At 72.8% G+C, this 22,489-nt stretch carries 30 protein-coding genes; 14 read left to right on the plus strand and 16 right to left on the minus strand.

The window, feature by feature from the left end:
• The first annotated feature begins 292 nt into the window (after positions 1-292).
• Positions 293-448 (plus strand): hypothetical protein, encoded by a 156-nt coding sequence (locus ABTY59_RS33780; RefSeq protein WP_352022939.1) that lies wholly within the window; start codon positions 293-295, stop codon positions 446-448.
• A gap of 261 nt (positions 449-709) precedes the next feature.
• On the opposite strand, the gene ABTY59_RS33785 is transcribed toward ABTY59_RS33780, so the two are convergent.
• From ABTY59_RS33785 to ABTY59_RS33795, 3 genes are all read right to left on the minus strand, one after another.
• On the minus strand, positions 710-1,387 hold the full coding sequence (locus ABTY59_RS33785) for an HNH endonuclease family protein (RefSeq protein ID WP_352022940.1): 678 nt from the start codon (positions 1,385-1,387) through the stop codon (positions 710-712).
• A gap of 143 nt (positions 1,388-1,530) precedes the next feature.
• On the minus strand, positions 1,531-2,820 hold the full coding sequence (locus tag ABTY59_RS33790; RefSeq protein WP_352022941.1) for a UDP-N-acetylglucosamine 1-carboxyvinyltransferase: 1,290 nt from the start codon (positions 2,818-2,820) through the stop codon (positions 1,531-1,533).
• Between the two features lie 146 nt (positions 2,821-2,966).
• The gene (locus tag ABTY59_RS33795) at positions 2,967-3,878 is read right to left on the minus strand and encodes an NAD-dependent epimerase/dehydratase family protein (protein WP_352022942.1); all 912 of its coding nucleotides are present in this window, start codon (positions 3,876-3,878) and stop codon (positions 2,967-2,969) included.
• Positions 3,879-4,094: 216 nt separating this feature from the next.
• On the opposite strand from ABTY59_RS33795, the gene ABTY59_RS33800 reads away from it, so the two are divergent.
• Positions 4,095-5,381 (plus strand): helix-turn-helix domain-containing protein, encoded by a 1,287-nt coding sequence (locus tag ABTY59_RS33800; protein WP_352022943.1) that lies wholly within the window; start codon positions 4,095-4,097, stop codon positions 5,379-5,381.
• A 46-nt stretch (positions 5,382-5,427) separates the two neighbouring features.
• Here ABTY59_RS33800 and ABTY59_RS33805 read toward each other — a convergent pair whose 3' ends face one another.
• Positions 5,428-5,910: an NUDIX hydrolase gene (locus tag ABTY59_RS33805; RefSeq protein WP_352022944.1), complete on the minus strand. Its 483-nt coding sequence runs from the start codon at positions 5,908-5,910 to the stop codon at positions 5,428-5,430.
• 378 nt (positions 5,911-6,288) lie between these two features.
• Between ABTY59_RS33805 and ABTY59_RS33810 the strand changes: the two genes are divergently transcribed.
• Both ABTY59_RS33810 and ABTY59_RS33815 read left to right on the plus strand, forming a co-directional pair.
• On the plus strand, positions 6,289-6,582 hold the full coding sequence (locus ABTY59_RS33810) for a hypothetical protein (RefSeq protein ID WP_352022945.1): 294 nt from the start codon (positions 6,289-6,291) through the stop codon (positions 6,580-6,582).
• Complete coding sequence (locus tag ABTY59_RS33815; RefSeq protein ID WP_352022946.1) at positions 6,579-6,827, plus strand: hypothetical protein; 249 nt, start codon at positions 6,579-6,581, stop codon at positions 6,825-6,827. The genes ABTY59_RS33810 and ABTY59_RS33815 overlap by 4 nt, the downstream gene beginning before the upstream one ends.
• A gap of 25 nt (positions 6,828-6,852) precedes the next feature.
• Here the strand turns inward: ABTY59_RS33815 and ABTY59_RS33820 are convergent, their stop codons facing one another.
• The 4 genes from ABTY59_RS33820 to ABTY59_RS33835 form a co-directional block, all read right to left on the minus strand.
• Positions 6,853-7,383 (minus strand): hypothetical protein, encoded by a 531-nt coding sequence (locus ABTY59_RS33820; protein ID WP_352022947.1) that lies wholly within the window; start codon positions 7,381-7,383, stop codon positions 6,853-6,855.
• Positions 7,384-7,660: 277 nt separating this feature from the next.
• Entirely contained in the window at positions 7,661-8,071 is a 411-nt protein-coding gene (locus tag ABTY59_RS33825; protein ID WP_352022948.1) for an SSI family serine proteinase inhibitor, read from the minus strand.
• A 48-nt stretch (positions 8,072-8,119) separates the two neighbouring features.
• Positions 8,120-8,323 (minus strand): hypothetical protein, encoded by a 204-nt coding sequence (locus ABTY59_RS33830; protein ID WP_352022949.1) that lies wholly within the window; start codon positions 8,321-8,323, stop codon positions 8,120-8,122.
• Between the two features lie 14 nt (positions 8,324-8,337).
• Entirely contained in the window at positions 8,338-9,207 is an 870-nt protein-coding gene (locus tag ABTY59_RS33835; protein ID WP_352022950.1) for an ATP-dependent DNA ligase, read from the minus strand.
• 385 nt (positions 9,208-9,592) lie between these two features.
• Between ABTY59_RS33835 and ABTY59_RS33840 the strand changes: the two genes are divergently transcribed.
• The 6 genes from ABTY59_RS33840 to ABTY59_RS33865 all read left to right on the plus strand — a co-directional run bounded on the left by ABTY59_RS33840 (position 9,593) and on the right by ABTY59_RS33865 (position 12,867).
• Positions 9,593-9,841, plus strand: a complete 249-nt coding sequence (locus ABTY59_RS33840) for a hypothetical protein (RefSeq protein WP_352022951.1) — start codon at positions 9,593-9,595, stop codon at positions 9,839-9,841.
• A gap of 99 nt (positions 9,842-9,940) precedes the next feature.
• Positions 9,941-10,285, plus strand: coding sequence for an SH3 domain-containing protein (locus ABTY59_RS33845; protein ID WP_352022952.1), 345 nt, complete (start codon positions 9,941-9,943; stop codon positions 10,283-10,285).
• 206 nt (positions 10,286-10,491) lie between these two features.
• Positions 10,492-10,734 carry a DUF8825 domain-containing protein gene (locus ABTY59_RS33850; protein WP_352022953.1) on the plus strand — a complete coding sequence of 81 codons (243 nt, stop codon included), beginning with the start codon at positions 10,492-10,494 and terminating at the stop codon, positions 10,732-10,734.
• A complete protein-coding gene (locus tag ABTY59_RS33855) occupies positions 10,731-11,717 on the plus strand; it encodes a DNA polymerase Y family protein (RefSeq protein WP_352022954.1) in 987 nt (328 codons plus the stop codon). The genes ABTY59_RS33850 and ABTY59_RS33855 overlap by 4 nt, the downstream gene beginning before the upstream one ends.
• Positions 11,718-11,785: 68 nt before the next feature.
• Positions 11,786-12,646, plus strand: a complete 861-nt coding sequence (locus ABTY59_RS33860; RefSeq protein ID WP_352022955.1) for a hypothetical protein — start codon at positions 11,786-11,788, stop codon at positions 12,644-12,646.
• Between the two features lie 98 nt (positions 12,647-12,744).
• Positions 12,745-12,867: a hypothetical protein gene (locus ABTY59_RS33865; RefSeq protein ID WP_352022956.1), complete on the plus strand. Its 123-nt coding sequence runs from the start codon at positions 12,745-12,747 to the stop codon at positions 12,865-12,867.
• Positions 12,868-12,983: 116 nt separating this feature from the next.
• Here ABTY59_RS33865 and ABTY59_RS33870 read toward each other — a convergent pair whose 3' ends face one another.
• Positions 12,984-13,661: a class I SAM-dependent methyltransferase gene (locus ABTY59_RS33870; RefSeq protein WP_352022957.1), complete on the minus strand. Its 678-nt coding sequence runs from the start codon at positions 13,659-13,661 to the stop codon at positions 12,984-12,986.
• Positions 13,662-13,838: 177 nt separating this feature from the next.
• Positions 13,839-14,306 carry a UCP032817 domain-containing protein gene (locus tag ABTY59_RS33875; protein ID WP_352022958.1) on the minus strand — a complete coding sequence of 156 codons (468 nt, stop codon included), beginning with the start codon at positions 14,304-14,306 and terminating at the stop codon, positions 13,839-13,841.
• A gap of 220 nt (positions 14,307-14,526) precedes the next feature.
• On the opposite strand from ABTY59_RS33875, the gene ABTY59_RS33880 reads away from it, so the two are divergent.
• Positions 14,527-15,777: an NsdA family TPR-like regulatory protein gene (locus ABTY59_RS33880; RefSeq protein WP_352022959.1), complete on the plus strand. Its 1,251-nt coding sequence runs from the start codon at positions 14,527-14,529 to the stop codon at positions 15,775-15,777.
• A gap of 174 nt (positions 15,778-15,951) precedes the next feature.
• Here the strand turns inward: ABTY59_RS33880 and ABTY59_RS33885 are convergent, their stop codons facing one another.
• From ABTY59_RS33885 to ABTY59_RS33910, 6 genes are read right to left on the minus strand one after another with little or no spacing between them, the layout of a single operon-like run.
• Entirely contained in the window at positions 15,952-17,061 is a 1,110-nt protein-coding gene (locus ABTY59_RS33885; RefSeq protein ID WP_352022960.1) for a hypothetical protein, read from the minus strand.
• Positions 17,062-17,064: 3 nt separating this feature from the next.
• Complete coding sequence (locus tag ABTY59_RS33890) at positions 17,065-17,949, minus strand: lactate/malate family dehydrogenase (RefSeq protein ID WP_352022961.1); 885 nt, start codon at positions 17,947-17,949, stop codon at positions 17,065-17,067.
• On the minus strand, positions 17,946-19,100 hold the full coding sequence (locus ABTY59_RS33895; RefSeq protein WP_352022962.1) for a hypothetical protein: 1,155 nt from the start codon (positions 19,098-19,100) through the stop codon (positions 17,946-17,948). The genes ABTY59_RS33890 and ABTY59_RS33895 overlap by 4 nt, the downstream gene beginning before the upstream one ends.
• Positions 19,097-19,501: a hypothetical protein gene (locus tag ABTY59_RS33900; RefSeq protein ID WP_352022963.1), complete on the minus strand. Its 405-nt coding sequence runs from the start codon at positions 19,499-19,501 to the stop codon at positions 19,097-19,099. The genes ABTY59_RS33895 and ABTY59_RS33900 overlap by 4 nt, the downstream gene beginning before the upstream one ends.
• Positions 19,498-19,920: a hypothetical protein gene (locus ABTY59_RS33905; protein WP_352022964.1), complete on the minus strand. Its 423-nt coding sequence runs from the start codon at positions 19,918-19,920 to the stop codon at positions 19,498-19,500. Before ABTY59_RS33905 ends, ABTY59_RS33900 begins: the two co-directional genes overlap by 4 nt.
• Before the next feature lie 2 nt (positions 19,921-19,922).
• Positions 19,923-20,246 carry a hypothetical protein gene (locus tag ABTY59_RS33910; RefSeq protein WP_352022965.1) on the minus strand — a complete coding sequence of 108 codons (324 nt, stop codon included), beginning with the start codon at positions 20,244-20,246 and terminating at the stop codon, positions 19,923-19,925.
• 585 nt (positions 20,247-20,831) lie between these two features.
• On the opposite strand from ABTY59_RS33910, the gene ABTY59_RS33915 reads away from it, so the two are divergent.
• The 3 genes from ABTY59_RS33915 to ABTY59_RS33925 form a co-directional block, all read left to right on the plus strand.
• Positions 20,832-21,677: a helix-turn-helix domain-containing protein gene (locus ABTY59_RS33915; protein WP_352022966.1), complete on the plus strand. Its 846-nt coding sequence runs from the start codon at positions 20,832-20,834 to the stop codon at positions 21,675-21,677.
• Positions 21,674-21,889 carry a DUF397 domain-containing protein gene (locus ABTY59_RS33920; RefSeq protein WP_352022967.1) on the plus strand — a complete coding sequence of 72 codons (216 nt, stop codon included), beginning with the start codon at positions 21,674-21,676 and terminating at the stop codon, positions 21,887-21,889. The genes ABTY59_RS33915 and ABTY59_RS33920 overlap by 4 nt, the downstream gene beginning before the upstream one ends.
• A gap of 366 nt (positions 21,890-22,255) precedes the next feature.
• Positions 22,256-22,489 (plus strand): hypothetical protein (locus ABTY59_RS33925; RefSeq protein ID WP_352022968.1); only part of this gene is annotated, 234 nt, incomplete at its 3' end.

Consider the following 22,489-nt stretch of genomic DNA (forward strand, 5'->3'; position numbering starts at 1 on the left):
GGCTTGAGGTCCACTCACACAATCACACGCAATGACGCACTCTCGGCCCATACCTCTAAGGCAACCTTCGAATGGATGTAACCCTCCGTCGACAACCCCCAGAGGGAACCTTCGAATCGAAGGCTTGATGAGCCTGTATCGGGCGAGGCCTCACTGCATCCGGGCTCAACACCCCGCAAATCTAAGGTACGTTGAACACAGAAAGCCACCGCCGGACCTCAGCGGCTGGACACCTTCGAGGTCGGGCGGTGGCTCTCTTTCGTCTCGTCATTCCCCTCACAGAAGGAGCGACATGTCCGAGAGTACAACTTCCGGGGTGGACGGCCGAGAGCCTGCCCACGGCAGGGTCAAGACCCTACTCTGGCGCGCCGCCCTCGGCGCCGCGTACGCGGTCGGCGCCGGTGTCGTCACGTTCGGCATCAACTGGGTGGCTCAGAGCCTGCTCTGACGCTGCTGAACCCTCGGCCCGCGGGGAGTGGCGCGACGCGAGGGCCAAGAGAGGTCGCGGCGGCCCTGTGTATGCACAGGGCCGCCGCGACCTCGTCAGTCCTCGCCGACACGGAGTGGAGCACTCTCGACGGGCAGATCCGTTTCAGCGGCCGTACATGCTGCGGGTGGCGCGGCCCGGCTCCATCGTGACGAGTGGACGGGCCGGGCCCTCGCCGGGGATGGCGAGGGCCCGGGGCAGGATGCTGAGGGGCAGGAGGGACTACTCGGCAGGCTCGAAGTCCACGATCGCGCCCGGGCACTCAGCAGCGAGCGCCTGGAGCGTGTCGGCCTCCGCCGGGTCCACGCTCAGGCCCCAGCGCAGCTTCGTCGCGGTCCACTCCGTGGCGTACCGGCACTGGGCGCTGGCCGCCGGCGGCATCCACTGGGCCGGGTCCTTGTCGGCCTTGGCCCGGTTCGAGCGGGCGGTGACCGCGATCAGCGAGACCGGCGAACCCTGGTCGTTCGCGTACGCCTCCCGGCGCTCGGCCGTCCATTCCCAGGCCCCGGACCCCCAGGCCTCCTTGAGCGGGACGAGATGGTCGATGTCGAGACCGGGGGCTGAGCGGACCTCGGTCTCGTCGTAGTAGCTCCACCACGCGCCTCCGGTCAGCGAGCAGTTCGCGCCGATCTCTGGGGCCTCGACGGCCTCGGAGACCAGGACCTCGGAGCGGGTATTACATGAGTCGGTGAGGTTCAGCCCCCTGTTCCAGTGACGGAATCGAGCGCGGTCGTACGTGTCGTTCTGGGCTTCCTCGGCGACCGGGAGGGTAGCGACGGCGGCGGGCAGCGTCAGCAGGTCGACGGGTGCGTCGCCGCCGGCGTGCGCGGGAGCGGTGACGGAGAGGGAGGCGAGGGTGAGCGTGGCCGCTGCTGCGGCACGGGTCAGGTAGGTGATCACGGTCGGTACAGGTAGCGGCTCGGAGGGGGAGGGTGCCCTGGATCCGTGGGATGTCACCCGTGGGGGCGTGCAGGTTCACCGCAAACGATCACCGGGATCCCGTGCTGGTTGACGCCGCGAGCTCCGGCGCGGCGGCGCGGGCGCTATGCCTGCGCGACGGTCAGGTTGGCGCCCAGCGTCGTGAGCTTGGGCAGGAGGCTGCCGTAGCCGCGGTGCAGGTGGTAGGTGCCGTGGATGGTGGTGGTGCCTTCGGCCGCGAGGGCTGCGATGACGAGGGCGGCGGCGGCCCGGATGTCGTGACCGGTCACGGGGGCTGCGGTGAGGGGGGACGGGCCGTGCACGGTGATGGTCGGTCCGTCGGCGGTGACGGCGGCGCCGAGGCTCCGCAGCGGGCTGACGTGGGTGGCCCTTGAGGGGTAGATCCGCTCCTCGATGCGGGAGGTGCCGGGGGCCTGGGTGAGGAGGGCGGTCAGCTGGGGCTGGACGTCGGTGCAGGTGGCGGAGGTGGTGGCCGTCTGCACGGGCTGGGGTCCGTCGGGGCAGCGTGCGAGGGTGCCGCCCTGCGTCGGGATCAGTTCGATTCCGGCGTCGCCGAGCAGGGCGGCGAGCGCGGCGGGAAACGAGGAGGCGGGGACGTTGGTGAGGTGAACGGTCCCGCCGGTGATGGCGGCGGCCATGGCGAGCGTGGCGGCTTCCAGCCGGTCCGGCGGGACGGGGAAGGTACCGCCGGTGATGCGGTCGGTGCCGGTGATGTGGAGGGCTGCGGTGCCCTCCCACGTGATGCCGACCCCGCTGGACGCCAGGAGCGAGGCGGTCACCATCACTTCCGGCTCCGTGTTGGGGTTGCGGATGGTGGAGGTGCCGTGGGCGCGGGCAGCAAGCAGCATCGCGGTGACCGTCGCCCCCAGGCTCGGGCCCCACTTCTGGGTCGTGGCGTCGGTGGTGAACGGCGCCGGGGCCGGGCCGTTCAGGCGGGCCTCGACGTGGGTTTCGGTGACGGCCAGCGTGGCGCCGGCGGCCTCCATGGCGGCGAGGTGGCGGTCGATGAGGCGGTGGCAGAAGGCGTCGCCCCCGGGCAGGGGGAAGCGGGCCTGTCCGGCCCGGGCAAGGAGCCCGGCGGCCATGACGACGGTGGTGCGGATGCGCCCGCCGAGCTGGTGCGGGATGACGGGGTGCCAGGCGACGGCCGGGGTGGTCTCGATGCGATCTCCGACGATCGTGGTCGGGGTGCCGGTGAGGGTGAGGATCTCCGCGCAGACCCGGGTGTCCAGGATGGCCGGGATGCCGGTCAGGGTGAGCGGCTCGTCTGCGAGCTGGGCGGCGGCGTACAGGTGGAGAGCGATGTTCTTCGAGCCCTGGACTGCGGCGGCGCCTTGGAGGCGGTGGCCGCCCGTGACGTGGATGGGCTGGGTGCTGGCGTTCGTGGTTGCCAATGCTGGCTCCTGACAGGAAAGAAGGTCCCGGCGGGGGGACCTTCTCGGGTGGTGTGAGCGTGCTGATGGCGGCACGGGGGGGGAGGAGGAGGGGCCCGGGCCCGGCGCGCGGGCGCCGGGACCGGGCAAGGCCCGACTGGGCGGGTCTAGCGGCGGGGGCCCGCTGCCGTCAGGGGGCGCCCGAAGCTCTGGAGGCTGAGGGCGAGGGCGGCGTCCAGGGGCGTGCGGTCGACCGTCCCGTAGGTGCGGGTGAACAGGGACAGGTCGGCGGTGAACGAGCTGATCTCGTTGATGCGGGGGGCGGCGTGGGTGATCGTGCCGCGGCCGGCGGCGCGGATGACGGCGTCCGCGACGTCGCGGACGGGCACTGCGCGGCCCGAGCCGAGGTTGACGACGGGCAGCAGCTCGGGCCCGTCGAGCACGCGGGTGAGCATGGCGATCGCGTCGTCGATGTACGTCAGGTCCCGGGCCTGGGTGCCGTCTCCCTGGATGGTCAGCGGGCGGTCCCCCGTGACGGCGGAGAGAAAGGCGGGCACGACGGCGTCCGCTCCCTCCTGGGGGCCGAAAGTGTTGAAGAACCGGACGATGCCGAGCTGGCGGCCGTCACCCAGGAGGGGCCGGTAGATGCCGGCCAGCTGCTCGGAGGCGACCTTGCCCACCGCGTACGGGGAGCGGGCCGCGTACGGCGCGTTCTCGGCGAGCGGGCCGGTCTGCTCGCCGTAGACCTCGCAGGAGGAAGCCATCAGCAGGCGGCGGGCGGTCGAGACGACGAAGGTGTGGAGGATGTGGCGGTCGACGGCGACGTTGTGCTCCAGGTTGCCGGTCTCGAAGCTGTCGGGGACGGACTTGAGTGCGGCCAGGTGGATGACCGTGTCGACGCCGTCCAGGTCCCGGGGGGTCAGTGCCCGGACCTCGCGGACCACCAGGCCCTTCGGGCTCGGGCGCCGGGAGGTGACGGACAGGTTGTCCAGCGGGGTGACCGTGTGCCCGGCGACGCGCAGGGCGTCCGTGAGGGCCAAGCCGATGAAGCCGGCGCCACCGGTGATCAGGATGTTCATGGGGTGCCTCCGCAGAGGTGCGAGCAGCGAGGCGGCTTGGTCTGCCGTCCGTCTGCTGCCGCCACCCTCGCGCCCTGGTGTGCCCGTGCGGGGGCGGCTGGGGCGCACTCGCACACGGTGTGCGGGACCGGCACACGATGTGCTTCCGCACGCCCCTGTCGGCTTGTGGGGACGGGTATTACTGTCGTGCGTCCCGTCGGTGCGCAGGAGGTGCCCATGGGCGCGAACAAGCGCGTGAGCGACTTAGGCGCGGTGTTCCGCAGCGCCCGCTGCGAGCTGAGGATGACGCAGAATCAGGTCGGCCGACTCGTCGGATACTCGGCGTCGGCGATCTCGCGGATCGAGAGCAACCGGATGCGTGTGGACGTCGATACGCGGCTGCGTTTGGCGCAGGCGCTGGGCATCTCCCCTGAGCGGGTGAGTGGGTTCCCTGCCCCCGCGGGCCCGGTGATCGATACCGTGGCGGGCGTACCGGTGCCGGACGAGGAGGACGCGATGCGTCGCAGGACTGTGCTGACCGGGGCTCTCGCCGCCGGGACGGCGGCCGTCGTCGGCACGGGGACGGCGGCTGCGGTGCCGGCCGCGCGCCTGGAAGACGTGCTGTTTCATCTGCCGGGCGGCGAGCCCGCGCCGCTCCAGGCCTTGGCGACCCGGGCGACCGCGGCGCGCGAGGCGTTCACCGCCGCCCGCTACAACCGGCTCGGTGCCGCGCTGCCCGGCCTGCTCTCCACCGCCGAGGCGACCAGAGACGCCGCCACCGGCCGGGCCCGGCAACAGGCCTCCGCCATCCTCGCCCGCGCCTACGTCCTGGCCGCCGAACTGGCCGCGAAAGACCACTCCGACGCCGCGTGGGTCGCGGCCGACCGCGCTCTGGCCGCCGCGCGGACCAGCGGAATGCCGGTCCCCATCGGCGAGGCCTCCCGCGTGCTCGCCATCACCATGCGCCGCTCCGGCCGGTCCTCCGCCGCCGTCCGCCTCCTCACCCAGGAAGCCGCCTGTCTCGACCCCTCCGAAGCACGCACCGGGGCCGTACGGACCACGCTGCTGCTCACTGCGGCGTACTCGGCCGCGGCGGGACGCGATCGCGCAACGGCGCTCTCCCTGCTGGATGCTGCCGAGGAGGACGTCGAGCGGCGCCCTGACGCCCCGGGTGGGCTCTTCACCGTCGAGGCCACACGCGCTCAGGTCGACGTCTACCGCATCGGCGTCCACAATGCCCTCGGCACCCCCGACGAGGGGGTGAACGTCGCGCGGGGCCTGGACGTCGGCCTCATGCCGACCGCAGAACGCCGGGCTCGCGCCTGGACCGACATGGCACGCATGTGGCACGCGCTCGGCGACGGCGAGGAGGCGTTCGCCGCTCTGCGTCACGTCGAGCAGGAAGCCGCGCAGGAGGTCCGCCGTCCTGCGCTGCGGGCGCTGACGTCGAACCTGCTCTACGGCCCTACGCGCCTGCCCGGCCTGCGGGAATTCGCCGTACGCACAGGGGCCGTGCCCGCCTGAACGGCACGGCCCCACCCGTCGCCCACGGGCTGGTCGTGATCCGCTCTCACGGAGCCGGCGCGAACCAGGCCCGCTGCTCGTCCTTCTCCACCACCGCGATGAGCTCCCGCATCCGCTCACTCATCGGCGGCAGGGCATCGAGCGGGAACCAGCCGACCGCGGCCGACTCGTCATCGCAGACCCGGGGCACCTGACGCGGGTCTGCCGGACGGCACGCGAAGACGATTTCCAGGTACTGCGCGCGGTGCCCGTTGCTGTGCCTGACCGGCGGGGAGTGCGTGACGGCCGCGAGCCGTTCCACCACCACCCGTACTCCGGTCTCCTCCTCCACCTCGCGCGCCACGGCGGCGGCCGGGTCCTCGCCCGGCTCCACGATCCCGCTCAGCGGCGTCCACAGGCCGGCGGCAGACCGACGCTGCAGGAGCACCTGCTTGTGCTCGTCGCGGACCACCGCGACGACTCCCGGCAGCCACAGCAGACAATCCGGACCAACCGCATTCCGTAGATCTGATACAAAATCAGGAATCATGGGCCCACCCTAAGCAGCTGAGCAGGGCCGTGGCGGGGTTTCAGAGCACTCCGGCGCCCGAAGCTCGGCCCTGGGCGGCGGTGTGGGCGCCTTACGGTCCGTATCCGTGGCGGCGGGGGTACGGTCCGGGCCCCGTGGGCGGGGGCGGGAGCCGTTGCGAGGCCCGGCCGCCCCTTCTCCTCCTCCTGCTGCTGCCGTCTTCCCTTGCCCGGACGGTCCGCAGTCGCCGGGGGTTGGTCAGCGGGGATTACGGATCCTGGGGGCCTCGCTGGGGCCTGGCGGGGGTGACCGATGGCGGAGAGAGGGGAAGGGGCTGCCTTGCCGGTGCGGGGCCGCGTACGCTGGCGGCGACAGGAACGGCCGCTCGGGGAGGTTGCAGTGACGGCACGTGAGACATGGACGGTGGACCGGCTGCACCATGCCCTGCCCCACTCGGCCTCCCGGCAACAGCTCCTCGCCGACGTCCACCTGACCCCGGTCGACGAGCTGCCGGCGGTCCTCGACCGGTGGGCGGCCGCCGCCGAGACGCTGCAGAACGCTGCCGGGCGGATCGCCGCCGCGCGGGCCCAGCAGTCCGTGGCCGTGGAGGGCACGGCCGCCGATCGCACGGCCGATGTCCTGCGCGACGCCGGTCACCGCGGTGACCGCGAGCCGGGCCGGGGCGCTGCGTGACCTACCGGCTCTCGTTCCCCGGCGATGTCTTCGACACGTACAAGCAGCTCCCCGATCGCGCACGCCGGGACCTCGCGGTCTGTCTCGTCGACGCGCAGGAGGATCCTCTCGGGCACTCCGAGCCGTACGGCGAGGACGACGGCATCATCCGTACCGTCGCCCGCGGCCACGTCACGGCGGTGATCATGGTCGGTGCCGCCACCAGCACGCTGACGGTCCTGGCCGTCGCCTACGCGGGGGAGTGACCCCCGGCCGCGCGGCCCGGCCGGGTCAACGGCCGTACATGCTGCGGCAGAGATCGGCGGCGCCCATGGGGGCGCCGATCTGCCGGGCCTGAGCGCAGAGCCGGCGCATCTCCGGTGCCTGCCCGTGGGCGGCCTGCTGTCGCCGCGGGGCCGTCTGGCGCTTCTGCGGAGGCGGGGTCTTTCGGTTCTTCCTGGTCGCGGATGTCGACCCCTTCGAACCCTTCTTGTGCGCCTTGGTCTTGGCGGCCTTCCCCGGCGTCGAACGGCGGCTCGGCTGGTCGGTGTGCGGGTGCTGGGCTGCCGGAGCTGCGGGCGCGGGGGTGGTCGCCGGCGGCGTGGGGGCGGGGCGGGGGTCGGTGGTGGAGAGGTCTTCGCGGGGTGCGGCCTGGGTGGGCTCGGGCCATGTGGGGATCGGGGCGGGCGGCCGGTCGGCGGCTGCGGCAAGGCCGCCGGGCCGGGCGGCCGACGGACGGGGGCCCGGAGTTGAGGGGACGGCCACGCAGCCGCTCGTGACGAGCACGGCCAGGGCGAGGATCACGGTACGGCGGGGGTGCATGTGATCACGCTGCCGGATCTCGTGCGGGGTCTGGGGGCGGCGCGGCCCGGGTCCACCGTGACGAGTGACCGGCTCCGAGGATCGACGCGGTCGGACTGGTGCTGACGGTTCGGGGGGCCGGCTCCGGCTGATGTGGCCGTGCCCTCGTCTGGGGGGACGAGGGCACGAGCGGGGAGGCGGGCCAGGGGAGCGTAACGACGACCAGTCGGCTCGGCCCGCCTGTCAGCGAGGGTAGTGGGGTCCGGTCTCGGTGCGGGCCCGACAGTGTGTCAGGGGGTCAGAATTCGAAGAGGAGCCCGGTCGCGAGCTGGCGCTCGCAGTCGTTTTCGTACGTGTGCTCCCAGTGGACTGTGCGGCTGCGGTAGGTGCCGTGCGCGGTCACGGTGACGGGGGCGGAGTCGTTCGAGCAGATGGCCCTGTCCGTGCCGGGGAGGCGGTCGAAGTCCCCTCCGGCGGTGTGCAGGTCCGTGCAGGCCTGGGCGGTGTAGGGGTGGTTCTGTCCGGGCGTTCCGGGGCAGTCGAGGTAGACGATTCCGAGGCTCTCGGTCTCGCCCTGGGTGCGGGCGACGGTGAGCGTGATGTGTGCGTCGCGGGTCGCGGGGTCGATGGGGACGGCGGCGATCGCGGCGGGGGCGATCGCGGCGGTGAGGAGTCCGGCGGCGACGAGTGTCGTGATGATCTTGTTCATGAGGGGATCAACGCGAGGGCGGGTGGGCGGTCACCTCGCTCGATGGGGTCATGCCTCCTGCTCGGGCCAGCGCCTGATGAGCCGTTCGCCGCCGTCCGGGGTCTGCTCGGTGAGCGTAATGACGGTGGTGGTGTCGCTGCCGTAGAGCCCGACCCAGGACCTGAACCGGCGGTCGGCAGGGTCCTCGTCGTCCCATGTGCCGGTGACGCGCGGCCCGCCGGACTTGAACTTCAGCGTGACGATGTACGGCACGGCGGGGCTCCTGGTCAGCGGACGCGGGTGGCGGTGACAACCTGGTGCCGGGTGGTGCCCTCCAGGACCTCCACCACCAGCTCGACGGCGGTCGTGGTGAAAGTGTCCCCGGCGGCGGTGGTGGCCGGCGGGCCGGGGGTGGCCGTCGTGAGGTACGCGGCGGCGTCCCGGGCGAGCGCGGCGGACAGCCGCTGGGTGAGGACGGTGCGGCCGTCGGCGAGGCGGACTGCGAGCGCGCGGGGGCGTGCGGCGGCGCCGGTGTAGCCGACGACGACGGCCTCGGTGGTGTCCGCGTGCCTCACCTTCTGCCAGATCCGGCCGGGCTTGTAGGTGCTCGTGGCCCGCTTGCAGACGATGCCCTCGATGTCCTGGGCGCGCAGGGTCTCGTACCAGACGCGGGCGGTGTCGTAGTCGTCGGTGGCGGGGACGGGCTGGATCGGGGGGCCGATGTCGGCGAGGAGTTCGAGGAGGAGACGGCGGCGTTCGGTGTAGCGGCGGCCGCGTACGTCTCCGTGGTCGGGGTGTTCGAGGACGTCCCAGACGGCGTAGGACGCGGGGAGGCGGGCGGCGAGGACGCGGGAGCGGTCGATGCTGCTCGCGGCACGGGCCTGCACGGCGGCGAAGTCGAGTCTTCCGTCGTGCCAGATGACGGCCTCGCCGTCGAGCACCGTCCCGGGCTGCAGGACCATGCCGGCGACCGCGATATCCATCCACGGCGACGTGACGTCCCGGCCGGAGCGGGCCTGGAGCCGCACCGTCTCCGCGGTGCGGAAGAGGGCGATGCGGTGGCCGTCGAACTTCGGCTCGTACCACCAGACCCCCGGGCGGGCGTGCGGAAGAACGGGCACGGCCTGGGCGAGGGCCAGGGGTACGGGGAACTCCACCCGGCCAGGATCGGCGTGCCGGGGCGGGGCGGCTCGGCGCGCTCGGCCATGTGGAGGACGCGGGGCGACGGCCCGTCACCTTGCCCTGGGCCAGAGGCTCTCCGAGTCTTCGAGCCGCGGTGAGGCTCCCCGGTACACTGGGGGACAGCCGAGCACCGACCGCGTCCTTCGACGTGTCGTCACATCACGCAGCAGACGGCAGGGGCAGCACGGGGACCAAGCGTCCCGCCCCTCAAAAAAAAGCCCTCCCACTGTGACCCCCGTCACACCATGGAATGCAGGACATCCGCCATTGCCCCAGTTCAGGGGCCGTTTCGCCTGCAACCGGAGGGCTCCCCTGCTGACGCGGAGCCGTACGTACGGCTCCCCGAACCTCGGAGTCTTGGTGACCCTGCTGGTAATCAACCCTGACCACGCCTTCCTCCTGGTCCTGGTCGTCCTGTCCGCGTACATCACCTTCAAGCGGACGGAACGGACGAACGGTCAGGGCGACCTCGTCGCGACCGCCACGGTGGGCGCCGCCGTCGCCGGAGTGCTCGTGATCTTCTTCGGCGCGAGCCCGGTGGGCAGCGTCGAGGAGAGCGCGCGGTCCGACCGGGACGTGCCGTCGGCCTCGGCGGCGCCGTTCCGGTGAGCACGATGGGCCCGGAGCACTTCCGGGCCCATCGCTCGTCGGGGTGGTCGTGGGCGTGCGGCCGTGACACCTCACCGGGGCGCGGGTGTTGGTCCGTCCATGCGACGACTCATGATCTGCGGCGCGGCTGTGGCCGCGCTCCTGGCGGGCACCGCGCCCGCGCTCGCCACGGTCGACACCGCCGCGGCCCGGACGACGGCAGGGCTCAACTCCTGCGGGTACGACGTGGCCGGCTCGAACGTGAACTTGAGGTCGGGCCCGGGCACCAGTCACGCCTCGCTGGGGCATCTGTCCCGTGGGGACCTGGTCGACGTCGACCGTAAGACGGGCGGCTGGTACCGGGTGACCCTCTCGGAGCGCTCGCGCTCCGGCATCCGGGCCGGGACGGTCGGGTGGGTCTCCGAGCGGTACCTCACGCCGTCCGTCTGCACCCAGATCGACTAGTCCCAGACCGCACGCCGCCTCCCGGGCCCTCGCCGGATCGACTCGGCGAGGGCCCGGGGCGTGCCTACGGCCGGGACACGATCTTCCGTGTCCGGGACAGGTTGTCGAGGAGCTTCTCCGGGCCCCGGACCCCGATCCCGCGGGCGGCGGTCGAGATCGCGCCCGCCCCCTGGCCCCGGAATTCGAACACATGTTTCACTAGAGGGGTGGACCGCAACGCCTACCCTCCCGATCTCATCCGCACGCAGACGGCGTGGACGGACGCCTACGCCGAGCTCGCGAGCGTGGGCACCGGCAGCACGACGGTGCTGCGGCGGCGGCTGCTGCGGCTGTCCGTGCGGCTGTGGTGGCACCCCTTCTGGGCGACGGCCGCGGGCGGGCCGGCGGCGCGGGTCGCGCTGCGCGAGCTCGTCCACGCCGGACGCGGGGACGGGGTGAGCGGGGCATGAGCGCGAGCGTGATCATGCACGTGCGGTGCCGTCCGGACATCGGGCCCGAGGAGTACCGGCGCGTCCTGGACGTCCTCGGGGACGTCACCCCGCTCGTCCAGCCCCTGCCGCCCTCGGCGGCCCTCGGCCAGGTCGGCGGCGTGCTCCGGCTCCACGGCACGGAGCCGGGCGAGCTCGCCCGGCGGGTGCGGGTGCGGGCCCTGCTGCACGGGGTCGACGTCCGTATCGGCGTCGCGGACACCGTCGCGACGGCCGCGACCGCCTCGGCCCGGACCGGGCCGGGCGGTGTGCTGTGCCTGCCCGACGAGCGGGCCGTGTCCGACTTCCTGGCGCCGCTGCCGGTCGATGCCCTGTACGGGGTCGGCGCCGCGCAGGCGGCGACGCTGCGCCGGTACGGGCTGCACACGATCGGCGCAGTTGCGGCCATGCCCGAGGAGGTCGTGTGCCGCGTCGTCGGCGGGAAGGCCGGGCGGACGCTGCGGCAGAGGGCTCGCGGGATCGATCCTCGTGCGGTGGTGCCGCTGCGCCGGCCGGAGTCGACCTCGGCCCGGCACGACTTCGACCGGGACATGCTCGACCCGGTCCTCGTCCGGGCCGCGCTGCTCGACCTGGTCGCCGAGCTCGCCGGGCGGCTGCGCGGTCGCGGGCAAATCGCGCGCGCCCTCACCCTGTCCGTACGGCTCGCGGACGGCTCGACCGTCGCGCGGACACGCAAGCTCCGGGCCCCGTCCGCGCACACCGAGGACCTCCGCACAGCCGTGTGGCAGTCGTGGGACGGGCTCGCGTTCCAGCGGGCCCGCGTCCGACGGGTCACGGTCACCGCCGAGGAGCTGACGGCCGCCGAGGACGGGCCCGGCACTCAGCTGTCGCTCGATCCCGAGCGGGAGGCACGGCTGCGCATCGAGCCGGTGCTCGACCGGCTCAACCAGAAGTGGGGGCACACGGTCGTGCGGCCGGCGGGCGCCTACCGCCGAGCGTCCTGACACCGAGGGTCTCGGGTGCCCCGGGAAATCTCGTGCGGAGGCGTGCCGCGCGCTGCCAGCATCGGGGCATGACCATCAGCAACACTGCGCTGCCTGCCGCCGAGCCGGCACCGGACCCCCGCCACGACGTCGACCTGGCCCAGGTGATGTTCCGCAGGGCCGACGTCGAGAGCCGTCGCGCTGCCATGTACGCCGAGCAGGCCGAGCAGGAACGCGCCGGCGGCCTCAGCGGTCTGGAGCGCCGGGCCCGGGAGCGCGATGCGGTGATATCCACCGTGGTCCTCGTCCAGGCCTCCGTGGAGGCGTTCATCAACTGGGCGCACATCCGGGCCGCGAACACCGTGGACAGCATGAGGTTCATGAAGCGGGCCAAGGAGGTCACCGCGTCGGCGGCGATCCTCAACCCCAGGGCCGAGGCGTTCGCGTGGAGCGAGTCGGAGAACGCGTTCTTCACGGAGCTGACCAAGTGGCGGAACTTCCTCGGTCACTCCTCGCCGACTTCCCGCGACTGGTTGCGGGACCTCCTGGTGGAGCGCGGCGAGGTGCCTGAGGGCGCCAGCGACTCGCAGATCATGGATCTGCTGACCGCGCCTCTGGCGGCACGGTTCGTCGACACCGCGCGCTCGCTGATGGCGAGGGCCGCCGGGGCGACCGGGACCGGTGCCCCGTTCAGCCACGGCGCGTGGCACGCGCCCGACGAGCTCGTCGAGCCGCTCATGGAGGACCCGGCAGAGCTGCGCTCGCTGCTGCGGGTCGTACTGCGCCGCACTATCGGGACCCGGTCCCTGTCGCTGCCCGCCGATGAACTGTCGCGCGAGCTCGACCGGCAGCGCGCGGGCCGAACCGGGCTTTGGGTGCAGTGGAAGCCGGGCCGCCGTCGGCGGCCGGGCCGCTGGACGATCATGCGCGAGCGCCGGTCCAGCACCTGACGACAGCAGCCGATCGATCTACCTGTTTCCCTTGGTCAGGGGTAGCGTCACCGGTCCGGGTCCGAACCATGGGCCCGCGTACCGGGAGGGGATGAGGCATGCGTTTCGACATCGGATGGGGCCTGCTCGACAGCGGGTGGGGGGTGGCTGCCGATCCGAACTGGGACTTCCGCGGCGGCAACCCCGGTTGGGGCCTGATGGCCGACCCCGAGTGGGGCTGACCTACTCATCACGTGCCCTTCCCCCTGACGGGGCCGCCTGTGGCAGGCGCCTGTCACAACAGTGAGGCCCCGGCGAGCGCCGGGGCCTCACTGTCGCCCAGTCGTGGGCCGGGGAGTCAGGGCGCGGTCGTGGCGGTGATCAGGAGCGTGCCGAGGGCGGCCGGGTCCGGGTTTGGCAGCACCTTCGCGTCGACGGCGGTGAAGCCGTGGCGCTTGAGGATGTCGGCCCACTGCTCGGGCCCGTACTGCCAGCGCCACACGGTCAGCTCGGTTTCGCGGCCCTCCAGCCACTTCCCGCCCATCTCCTGCGCGCCGTACTGCCCGACGACGGGCTCACGGTGCGAGAACCCGAAGATCCCGCCCGGCGTGAGCCGTGCGGCGACGCGCGGGAACAGCTCCTCGGGGTCGGTGAACCAGACCGCTCCCCACGTCGAGTAGATCGCATCAAACCGGCGGGGCTCCTGGTCGAGGAAGGCGCACGCCTCAGCGTGCACGAACGTGAGCCGGGGCTCGCCGTCCCAGAGGCGTCGGGCGCGGTCGACCTGCACGGCCGAGAAATCCACCGCGGTGACCTCCACTCCCGCGCGGGCGAGGACGGCGGCGTTCTCGCCCTCCGCCGGCCCGAGGTCCAGGGCGGTCGCCGGGGTGCCCAGGACCTCGGCGCCGGGCCCGCCGTCGGCGAGCCCGGTCCAGTCGAAAGCCCCGGCCAGGGGCCGGGGCTGCTCTCCGTCTCCGCGATAGGGCTTGTACTTGTCCCAGTACTCGGCCGGGGTGGTGGGGGCGGCGCTGGTCATGAACGGGTCCTCCGGGGTACGCGGGCCGGACGGCGAGGACCGTCAACCTACCGGTGGCCTCCCGCCGCGCGGAGGGCAATGCGGTGTAGGTCGCCCGAAGGAGGGGGGCCGTGGCCGTGCCCGGGAGCGCGGACGCGCCCCCGGGCACGGGGTACCGCCGGCCTTACGGCCCGCAGGTCAGTGGCAGTTGGACCCCGGGGAGCACGGGCCGCACTTGGCGTAGTCCGCTTCCCACAGCTTCCAGTCCACCTCGAACCCGTTGTCGGCGATGATCTGGGCCGTGCGCTCGACGGAGCCGTCGTACTTGAACGCGATCTCCGGGATGTGCTCCAGGAACCGGCCGTCGAAGTTGGCGGCGCAGAACTCGCGGTAGTTCACGGTGTCGAGGATGAACGTGTGGACGGCGATGTCGACGATCCGGCCACAGCACATCTCCAGGCCCTGGCCCCACTTCTCCATCGCGGTGATCAGGTAGGAGACGGCGGCGTGCAGCAGGCGGGTGGCCATCACCTCGTCGAACGGGTAGTCGCGCATCATGAGGGCGATCTCGCGGTCCCAGACCTCGGGCTTCACGTAGGCGCGGGGGTCGCGGTACTCGGCGTGCGGCGCCGGCTTGGCGGTCTGTTCGGGGGCCGTCAGGGTCATGGTCGTGCTCCTCTCGATCGACGTTCGAGTGGCGCCCCCGGGAGGCCTCTCCTGCGGCGGGAGCATCGGGGAGAGGCCGGGTGCCCGGCGGGCGTTCGTCCATTGAACGGGGCGGGCACACCCTCACAGAGGGGCCGCGCGGGGGTGCGTTTCGCCCTGCGGGGGGCCAGAGCGGGGGGCCAAGGATGCGATTACACCGACGCACGGCAGGGGGCGGCTCATGATGTGCCCGGACGGGATCGGCGCGTTACTCCGCAGCGTCCGTGAGGAGGCAGGCCGCACGCGCGAGCAGCAGGCCCGGCTGGTGGAGGCCGCCCAGGGCGGCCGGTGGTTCGACCCGGAGAACCTCAAGCGGTGGGAGACGGAGCGGCGGCTGCCGGTGGCCATCTGGCACGAGCAGATCGCCGCCGCGTACGGGCTCACGGCCGCAGAGGTGCGGCGGGCCGTGGCCACATCCCGGGAGTACCGGCGGCACCAGGGCAGAAAGAAGGCGGACGTGAACAGGCGGCGGTTCATCGGAGCGGCAGCGGCAGCGGCGGGGATCTCCGCGCTGCCCGGCATCGCGCAGGCCCGGGAGGGCATCGACGGGGGGCTGACCGGCTCCGGAGCCGGTGACCTGGCCTATCTGGCCTCGGCGTTCGAGCGGCACCGGGGCGGCTACCGGGGCCGCTCCCCGCACGTGGTGCTCGCCGAGATGCGCGACGACCTCGACCTGCTGGGCCAGGTCCTCAACCGGGCTCACCCCGCAAGGGACCGGGCCGAGCTCGCGCGGACCGCCGCCGGGATCGCCGGGCTCGTCGCGATCGTTCAGCACGACCGCGGCGACCAGCGCGACGCACACCGCTGGTTCGCCACCGCCGAGCGGGCCGCGCGCGAGTCCGGGGACCGGCGGATGACCGCCTGGGTCCTCGCCCGGCACGCCATGGTGCCGCTCAATTACGGCGCCCCCGAACAGGCCGCCCGTCTCGCCGCGCTCGCCCGCCGCGAGGCCGGCACCGCGCCCACGGCCGCCGCCGCACTGTCCGCGGCGGTCACCGCCCGGGCGCTCGCCGCACTCGGCGACACTGGCGGCGCCGGGCTCGCGGTGCGTGACGCCCGGGATCTCGCCGACCGGCTCGACGGCCAGGAGAGCGCCGACACGTGGTTCGGCTACCCGGGGCAGAAGCATGCCGTGCACCTGTCGCAGGCGTACACCCTCCTCGGCGACACGTCGGCCGCGTACGCCGCGCAGGAGGACGCGCTCGACCTCACCCTCTCCCCGTCCGTGATGACCCGCGCGCTGCTGGCCATGGACACCGCCGCGTGCCTGCATGTGGACGGCGATCCCACGGCGGCGGCAGAGATGGCCGCCGGCGTACTCGACCGGCTCCCCGGCCCCTACCGCGAGGGGCTGATCCGTTCACGGGCCGAGGCCCTGCACCGCCAGCTCACGGGACGCCCCCGGGACCATCTCGGTCAGGTCCTCGCGTAACGGTCGCATCGGTGTGCGGTGGGGCGGCTAGACGGTGCCCGGTGGCGGAGATTCTGACACCAGCGTCTCAACCACTCCCGGGCGGCCGAATGCCCCTCCTCGCGCGGCTGGGGCGAGGAGGGGCACCGGGTGGAGGCCGGTCCGTTATGGGGGTACGGACCGGCGGTCTCGGGGTCAGACGCTCAGACGGGCCACGGCGTCCTTCAGGAGGGTGGCGTTGGCGCTGGGGTCGTGTCCCATCACGAGGCCCTGGCGGGGCAGTTCCTCCAAGGCGGCGCGCAGGGCGGTGTGGTCGACGGGCGGGGGCAGGAGTCCGAAGGCGTCGGGGTAGCGGTCCTCGGTGGTTTCGTCGAAGAAGTCGCCGTCCTGGACGCCGCGCGAGTACTCGATCAGCCGGTGGGCGGCATCGGCGGTGATCTGCGGGTAGAGGATCCCGGCCGCGTGGCCCTGGGTGGCGAGCGGGATGGACAGCCAGGTCGTGAGCTGGTCGGGGAAGTACTGGGGCTTCAGCTCACCCTTGCCGTTCTTCTTCCACAGGGGCGTGCGGTCGCCGGCGAGGAGGGCGTCGGTCACCTTCTGGTGCTGGGTGGGGTGCATCTGCTCGCCGGAGGCGAGACGTTCGCGGGTGGTCTCGAACAGGTCGAGCGCCTCCAGGAGCCCGAAGCCGATCGCGGCGGCGGACGGCCAGGGCAGCACCCGCACGGTGCCGGTGTCGTCGACGCGGGCGAAAACCCGGTCGTTGGCGAGCATCGCCCATCCGGCGCGGGCGAGGGTGAAGGCGGTGGTGGTCTTGCCCGCGCCCTTGTCGCCGAGGGTAAGGATCGTGGCCCCGTCCGGGCCGGTGACGGCGGAAGCGTGCAGGATCGCCCACCCGTCGGCCAGGAGCTGAGCCCGGACGACCTCGCGGGCCAGGCGGGCGGCGGCGGTGGCCACGGCGGTCTCGTCGGTGCCGACGATCCGCAGCAGCTTCCATTCCGCGTCCCACCGGTAAGCCAGGCCTTCGCCCGGCTGGACGGCCGTGACCATGGCACCCTCGCGGACACAGAGCATCTCGGCGCCGGCGTACTCGATCCGCTCAGGCGAGGAGCCGTCGACCACGGCCGTCAGGGCGCGCAGCTCCTCCTCGTCGACGTCGCCGGAGACCACGGGCCCGGCCAGGTCCGTGACCGGCGTCGCGGTCCACCAGGCACCGAAGTAACGGGCGGCCCATGCCGGGACGGCCTCACCGGTGCTGGTCACGGTGACGGCCGGGCCGTCGGCGGTGGCGATACGTACAGCGCTCACGGGTCAGATCTCCTTGTCGAGCTGGGTGTAGGCGGTGTGGAGCTTCTCCGTGGACGCCGCGAGCTGGGCGGCCTCGGAGGGGTCGAGAGGCGGCGGGCACAGGGCCGCTGTTCCGCGGGTGTAGCGCACCGGCATGCCGAGCCAGACGCCGCCGTCCTGACGCATCGACACCTCGGTCACGCCGTCGGTGAGGCCGAGGGCGTGGGTCAGGGCGGTCAGGACGGCGCCGGCGGGGCCGGAGCGGGTGCGGCCGATCCCGGCGCTGATCCGGCGGGGCCGGGCAGCGAGCTCGTCGCGCACCCGCTGCATGGGCACCGGGGCGGGGCGGCCGTGGACGGTGGTGGTGGAGGCGCAGATGACGGCGGTGTCGCCGTGCTCGCCGATCACGTGCCCGCGCACGGCGTCGGTGGGCACGCGCAGTAGACGGGCCAGGGTGAGGCGGTAGCGGGCGGTGTCGGTGGCGGAGCCGACTCCCAGCACGCGCGGGCAGCCGGACACCTCGGCGAACAGACGCGCCAGGATGTCGACGGGGTTGGTGACCATCACCGCCACACCGGGGTAGCCGGTGAGGTGCCGGGCGAGCGCGGCAACGACCGGGGCGTTCGCCGCCAGTCCGGCCATGCGCACGTCCGACGCCGCGGTGTTGGTGAACTTGGCGCGCGGGGAGAGGACGACCGCGTCGCAGTCACCCATGGTCTGCGGGGCGGCGACGGCCACCCGGACCGGTGAGCCGGTGACCTGGGTCAGGTCCTCCAGATCGGTGACGAGCCCGTGGGCGCTGACCTCGGAGCCGGAGGCGACGAGGACCTCCTGGCACCATCCGGAGCCGACGAGGAGGGCGCCGACGCTCTGCCCGACCGCGCCCGCTCCGACCAGTCCGACCTTCATGCGGATACCGCCTTTCGTGCGCAGGTCAGGTACAGCCGCCACAGCGCCGGCCCGTCGGCGTCCGCCAGGAGCGGCGCGGTGGCGTGGTCCAGGAGTGCGGTCACCTGGCGGGCGCGGGTGCGGACACCGGCGGCGTGGGCGGACAGCGGCAGGTCCGCCGGCGCCGTGAGGTAGGTGGTGAGGATGTTGGTGGTGTCCATGAGGGCCAGGAGCACGAGCTCGCGCAGCCACGCCTCCCGCTCGGCGGCGGGCAGGCGCCGGGCCGTGGCCCGGACGAAGGAGTCGAGCCCGGCCAGGATCATGGGGACGGCGTCGGGGGCGGCCGGGAGGCCGATCAGTCCCAGCACCGTGCGGGAGGTGAGTTTGGCGGTGTCCGCGACCGCGTGACCGCGCATCAGCCCCGGATCCAGGTACACCGGCCGCCCGGCGCCGCCGTCGGGGAAGACGGCGTGCTCGGGCTTGAGGTCGCCGTAGACGATGCCGCGCACGCCCGGCAGCGGGCGCGTCCGGCGGGCCTTGCGCAGGCGGATGACCACGCCGTCCAGGACGTCGCCGTAGCCCGTCTCCCGCAGATACAGCAGGCCGGAGATCCCGTTGAACTTGCGGGCGAAGGTGTCGGCGATGCCGCGCTCGCGGATCTGGCCCCGGTCGACGGCGGCCGTGACGCCGTCGCGGGCCAGGCCCTCGGCGACGTCGCGCACGACCAGGGCGAGGAGCTCGCCGGTCCGGCCGGGCTCGGCCGCCATCAGGTCCGCGAGCGTCGGCCCGGGCACCGGCTCGGTGAACAGGACGCCGCGGCTGTACTCGGGGAGCGGGACGGTGGCGAGGGCGGCGGGACCGGCCAGGGTCCGCAGCTGCGCGGCCTCGCGCGCCATGAGCGAGCCGGGCGAGACCAGATACGCCGCCTGCCTCGCCCGGACGGTGGCCAGGTCGCCGCACGCCCCGCGCAGTACGGACACCAGCGACACCCCGCACACCGAGACCTTGGCGTAGAGAAGGCGGCCGTCGACGTCGAGGAGCTGCACGTAGCTGGTGACGCTCGGCATCACCGGGCCCGGCACCACCTCGGCGCCCGGCCACCGCAGCCGCGCCGCGGTGAGGACCTGCTCGCCCGCCATCGCGAGCACGTCGTGCGCGGTGGGGGGCATCATGCCGACCCCCCGCCCGTCACGGCGGCCAGCGCGCCCATGGACGCCTCGGAGGCGGTGAGGGGCCGGGGCCGGTGGCAGACGCACCCGTCGGCGGGCATCGCGGCGAGCGTGTAGACGACGTGACCGGGGCCGGTCATGGTGACCACCTCCGGGACGTACGCGCCGGTGCTGAGCCGGTGCGCCACGTCCTCGCATCCGATGCGGTCGTCGAGCCACAGGCGCAGGGTGGCGCCGGGGAACGGACGGGAGTCGTCGGGGTCGGCGTCGAGCCGACCGGCGAGGTGCTCGGCCGCCCCCGTCAGCCGTCGCACGGCGGCCCATGGTGTCGGGGCGTTGTCACGCGCGAGGAGCCAGAGGTAGGGCTCGCCGGGCAGTCCGGCCCAGGTCTCACAGTGGATCATGACCGCACCGCCTGGACCTGGATGTAGGCGCTGGGGCCCATGTCGTGCTGGATGACGCCGGTCTGGTCTGCCGGCTCGACGTGCGTGAGCGAGCGGGGGTCCAGCTGCTTCCAGACCTCTCCGGCGGGCGCGATCACGCTGATCGTGACCAGTCCGCGGTGGTAGTCCGTGACGAGCAGGAGGGTGTCACTGAGGACACGCTCGGCCACGTGCCGGGCGAGCTCGCCGGCGAGGCGGGCCAGCCGCTCGACCTCCGCAGCGGGCAGGCACAGCAGGCCGTACATCACCCCCGCCCGCAGAGCGGCCGTTTCGGGGGTGTCGGCCGCCTCGGCCGGTAAGGTGCGGACCTCGCGGAAGTCGGGGCCGTCCTCGGGGCCCGGTACCCGCACCCGGAACAGGTGGGGGATGATCGCGCTCATACTCACCGCTCCCCTCGGATGCCGGGCGCCGCTGCGGCGAGCAGGGCCTCGCGCAGCGCCTCGGGGTCCATCAGACGCGGGGTCCGACCCGGGGCTGCGATCCACTGGCGTGCGGGAACCTGCGGGCCGCCCGGGCGGGGAACCGCGATCCACCACAGCGGCCCGAGGGCGGTCGTGCCAGGCACGGCCCACCTTCGGGCGGTGCCGGCGGGGACCCACACGTAGACGTACCCGGCGCCGAGGTCGGCGAGGATCGGGACGTCCGCCCAGGCCTCCCGCCGGTGCTCGGCCGCCCCGGTCAGCCGGTGCTGTGGCATGGCGATCACGTCCCATCCCACACCGGTGGGAAGAACCGCGTAGGTCCGGTGGGCCCATTGGGGCCAGACCGCCCACGACTTGTTCCCTCGGGAAGACTCCGCGAGCCACAGGGCTCCGGCGTCCGGCACATCTCGTCTCATGTCCTCAACCCCCTGCGTTGGATGGGCAATTGGCGCATACCTTCACGGGCCACCCGAGCCGTCCCCCTCCGCTGGTCCTGCTGTAGGCGTATCCGGCGGGGATGTGGGGGCTTCCTGCGCCGCAGCGGGCGCACCGGAGACCGTGCAGCCGCGCGCGTTGCTCGCTCGTCAGGGCCTGCAAATCCACGTCGTCAGCCCGGATGTCCTGCTGCGCGTGAGCCCGCATGCCGTACTCCGATCTGTACGCGCCGACCGGACCGCGATCACCCTGGGTGAATTTCGTCTACCTGTCCGTAGCGGCTTCTGGCAGTGTGGCACTGGGAAACCCGCTATGGGAATCCCATAACGGGATTCCCGTGGAGGTGGCATATGCACGCCATGACCGCACTCACTGACCTTGCCCCGGCCGTCGCTGCTGGCCAGACTGACGACGACTCAAAGGGAGGGCCGCACATGACAGCGCAGGGGCCGCGCCGGCTACAGATCGCTAAGGGACTGGCAGAGCTCCGGACCCGCTCGGGCCTCACGCTCGAAGATGTCGCCAAGGCTGCGGGTTACGGGAAATCGACGGTCCAGCGCTATGAGGACTGGACAGCCAAAGCCAAGCCCAAGGCCCGTACCGTGCGGCTGATCGCCGAGGCCGCTGGCGGGACGCCTGAGGAAGTCGCCGCGCTCACCAAGCTCGCGGAGAGCCTGACCGACGGCTGGTGGGCCGTGGGCGGGGCCGTACCCGAATGGCTCCACCCGCTCGTCAGCCTCGAACAAGAAGCGGAGGAAGAGACAGCCTTCGCACCCTCGGTCATCCCCGGCCTGCTCCAGACCCGCGAATACGCAATGGCCGTCCACCTGGGCCAGGAGGTCCGCGAGCCGCTCGACGGCGTCACCCGGCAGGTGGACTCCCGCATAAAGCGCCAGGAGGTCCTGAACCGGCCCGCACCTCTTCACCTCTGGGCCGTCCTCGACGAAGGCGTGCTCAAACGCCAGGTCGGCAACACGGCGGTAATGGCCGCCCAGCTCGACCACCTCATCGAGCAGACACAGCGGCGGCACATCAACATTCAGGTCTTGCCACTCGCCACGGGAGCACACGCCGCCGCCGGCGTCGGACACTTCGTCACCATCACCAGCGGCGGCATCACCTCGGCTTACGCCGAACTCCTCGGCGGCGGGCTCTACATGGATACCGCCGACCAGGTGAGGCGGTACACCACTGCAATGGACTACCTTCGCAGCCAGGCGGCGGACACCGACGCTTCCCTGAAGATCTTGAGCGCATACCGCAAGGAGTACGACGCATGAGCACACTGAAGCCCTCCGCCGAGGAGCTCGCGGGGGCCGACTTCCGGAAGTCGTCGTACTCCGGCGGGGGTGGTAACGAGTGCGTGGAGCTGGCCGACCTCCGCACGTGGACCTGCCTGCGCGACTCCAAGCGCGAGGACGGGCCGACGGTGATCGTTTCCCGCGCCGCCTTCGACCAGGTGCTGGCCGCGGTGAGCAACGGCACGCTGTAGGCGATCGCAACAAGCGAGGGCCCCGACCTCGAAGGTCGGGGCCCTCAGCGTTTTAGGTGAGCCGTCGACGGAGCCGCTCCAGTCGTACCGCGTACCTTCTCCATGGGCGATCGAGGGCGCACGCTAGAAAGAGAACTAGCGAGCTAGCTAGCGAGCTCGACGGCTCCTCCGCTTGGGCTGGACTCGCGGCCGAGGGGTGCTGGTGGCCGCTACCGTGGAATCGTCCGACTGTGAGACTGCCGCCCGTGCCGAATCTGCCCCGCCCTGTGCCACTTGCTCGGCCTCGGCCTGACGCCGTGCCGAGTCCGCCTCGGCGCGTGCCTCCTCGACCGCCGCCCGTGCCGACTCTGCGGCGGCCTCCGCCCGTTGGCGGGCCTGGTGCTCGTCGTCCAGCTGCCGCCGAACCTCCACGAGCTGCCCACGCAAGGCGGCGGCCTCGGCGCGTGCCTCCTCGGCAGCGTGCTGTGCCTGCTCGGCGAGCTGCACCGCGACGGCATGCCCGCCCTCGGCCTGACGCCGTGCCGAGTCCGCCTCGGCGCGTGCCTCCTCGACCGCCGCCCGTGCCGACTCTGCGGCGGCCTCCGCCCGTTGGCGGGCCTG

The organism is Streptomyces sp. NPDC096079, assembly GCF_040303145.1.
Classification (GTDB): Bacteria; Actinomycetota; Actinomycetes; order Streptomycetales; family Streptomycetaceae; genus Streptomyces.